At 63.4% G+C, this 2568-nt stretch carries 4 protein-coding genes; 3 read left to right on the top strand and 1 reads right to left on the bottom strand.

The window, feature by feature from the left end:
- The coding region (locus ENZ75_RS28150; RefSeq protein WP_128278482.1) for a DUF4175 family protein at positions 1-265 on the top strand (265 nt) is incomplete at its 5' end.
- Positions 266-377: 112 nt separating this feature from the next.
- Complete coding sequence (locus ENZ75_RS28145) at positions 378-749, top strand: glyoxalase superfamily protein (RefSeq protein ID WP_063169090.1); 372 nt, start codon at positions 378-380, stop codon at positions 747-749.
- On the opposite strand, the gene ENZ75_RS28140 is transcribed toward ENZ75_RS28145, so the two are convergent.
- Entirely contained in the window at positions 728-1609 is an 882-nt protein-coding gene (locus tag ENZ75_RS28140) for a LysR family transcriptional regulator (protein WP_024503767.1), read from the bottom strand. The two genes, ENZ75_RS28145 and ENZ75_RS28140, sit on opposite strands and share 22 nt — an antisense overlap.
- A 222-nt stretch (positions 1610-1831) precedes the next feature.
- Between ENZ75_RS28140 and ENZ75_RS28135 the strand changes: the two genes are divergently transcribed.
- Positions 1832-2568 (top strand): DMT family transporter (locus ENZ75_RS28135; RefSeq protein ID WP_164888055.1); only part of this gene is annotated, 737 nt, incomplete at its 3' end.

Genomic DNA, 2568 nt, shown 5'->3' with positions numbered 1-2568 from the left:
GGACATGATGAAGCAGATGCAGGCCATGCAGGGCGACCAGGGTGGCGGCGAGGAAGGCGGCCGCCAGCAGAACGCCGATCGCGATCCGCTCGGCCGGCCGCGCGCCAGCCAGGGTCCCGATTTCGGCGATTCGGTGAAGGTGCCCGACGAGATCGACGTCCAGCGCGCCCGCCAGATTCTGGAAGCGATCCGCAAGCGGCTCGGCAATGCGCTCAGCCCTGACATCGAACGCAGCTATCTGGAACGGCTGCTCGAGCTGAAATAGAGCAATTCCAGGAAATGTGTGAAGCGGTTTTCCGTCCGGAATTGCGAAAAAACAAGGGGATTGCCGCCCCCGTCCATCCCACCTGAAAACCCTCTCGCACGGTTGCACCACCATGCCCAGACTTGGCGCCGTCACACCCATCCTGCGCATCTTCGACATTGCCAAGGCGCGTGAATTCTATGTCGGCTTCCTCGACTTCAAGGTGCAGTGGGAACATCGCTTCGCCGACGACGCGCCGCTCTACATGGCGATCGGCCGCGACGGCTGCGTCCTGCATCTCAGCGAACATCATGGCGACGGTGCACCCGGCATCGCCCTGCGCATCGAGGTCGAGGACATCACGGCTCTTCATGGCGAGCTGACCGGCAAAAACTACCGCTTCGCCAGGCCAGGCGTGGAAGAGACGCCTTGGAAGACCCGCGAGGTATCGGTCGCCGATCCGTTCGGCAACAGGCTGCATTTCTACGAGGATGCCGCCGGCTGACTGAGCCTGTTGACGAAGGCTTCGCGGATCGCATCCTGCATGCCGTCGATCGCCTCGCCTGACGCGTTCGGGTTGCGGTGCATCACCACGTTCGAGGAATCGATGGCGCCGAATCCGTCCGCCGTGGTCAGTTCACGACAGCCGTCCGGAATGTTGCTGCGCGAGATCGGCGCGATCGCCAGTCCGGAGGTGACGGCGAGCTTGAGGCCGCCGGTGGTGTCGCTGGTATAGGCGACACGATAGGCAAGATCGCGCTGCTCCAACGATTTGATGGCGAAGTCCTTGCACCAGCCGGCCCGGTTGTAGAGCGCGATCGGCACCGGCTGTTCCTCATGCATGTGATGCAGGGACGATGTCACCCACACGGTCGGGTCGTGCATCAGCACTTCGCCGCCGGCGGGATCCTGCCATTCGAACACCACGCACAGATCGAGCTCGCCGGCAGCGAGCGCCGCCATCTGTGCCCCGGAATGGGCATAGCGCACGGTGACCTCGACCTGCGTATGACGCTTCGAGAAAGCGCCGAGCGCGCGCGATAGGATGGCGTGGCCATATTCCTCCGGAATGCCGATGCGCACCGGCCCGCCAAGCGGCGCTGCCGCCATCGATGCCGACGTCTCGTCGAGCAGCGAGACGATGCGGCGGGCGTTGACGATGAGTTCGCCGCCGCGCCGCGTCAACGCGACGCCGCGCGAACCGCGCTCGAACAGGCTGGCGCCGATCAGATCTTCGAGCTTCTTCATCTGCATCGACACCGCGGATTGGGTGCGGCCGGCCTGCTCCGCCGCCTTGGTGAAATTGCCGGTCTCGGCAATCGCCACGAAGGTGCGCAGGAGGTCGCTGTCGAGGGTCGGCCGCATGAAATCCGCCATAAGAGAATTTGATTGCTGGCATCATTCCAATTCGTTTGCAACATGTCAAACGGCGGATGATAGTCGCCTCACCCATTGGATATGCGGCTGCGAAATCAGCCGCGGACCAATCAAGAGTCCTCACTCGTGCCCGCTGCCCGAAACGGTGGCGGGTTCTTTTTACCCCGCAGGCGGCAGCTTCGGATCGTACGCGCAGGAGCCTGGATGCAGATGCAAAATCGGATGGTGGGCGGCATCCTGAGCCTGTGCCTCGGCGTGCTGGTCTTTTCGCTGCAGGATCCGCTCGTCAAAGCCGTGTCGAGCGGTTATCCAGTGACCGAGGTGATGGCGATCCGCTCGATCGTCGCTCTGCCGATCCTCATCGTTCTGGTCCATGCTGATGTTGGCTTGCGGGCGATCCTGTCGAAGCGATTCGGCATGCTGACGGTGCGCGCCTTCATCCAGTTCACCTCCTATACGATGTACTACCTGGCCATCGCCGCCTTGCCGCTTGCCGATGCGGTGGCGCTTTATTTCATGGCGCCGCTGTTCATCATGGTGCTCGCCGGGCCCTACCTTGGCGAGCGCGTCTCCTGGCAGACACTGGCAACCGTGCTGATCGGCTTGTTCGGCGTCCTCGTGATGCTGCGCCCCGGCGCAGGGCTGTTCGACTGGGCAGCGCTGCTGTCGCTGGGCTCGGCGGCGCTCTATGGTTTTTCGCAGCTGATGGCCCGCAAGATCGGCGACACCGAATCGTCCACCGTGATGGCCTTCTATCAGAACGGCGCCTATCTGGTTGGCGCCGCCGTGGTTGCCGGCGCGTTTCACCTTGCCGGCATAACCCACGCCGTCCACCCCAGCTTGGAATTCCTGGTACGGCCATGGCTTTGGCCGACGCTGCCGGATTTTCTAAAGATGGCCGCCTGCGGCTTCGTCGCCTCCGCCGGCATGATCCTGCTGTCGCAGGC

Source organism: Mesorhizobium sp. M7A.F.Ca.CA.002.04.1.1 (genome assembly GCF_004022805.1).
Lineage (GTDB): Bacteria > Pseudomonadota > Alphaproteobacteria > Rhizobiales > Rhizobiaceae > Mesorhizobium > Mesorhizobium ciceri.
This window is presented reverse-complemented; position numbering and strand designations above follow the sequence as displayed.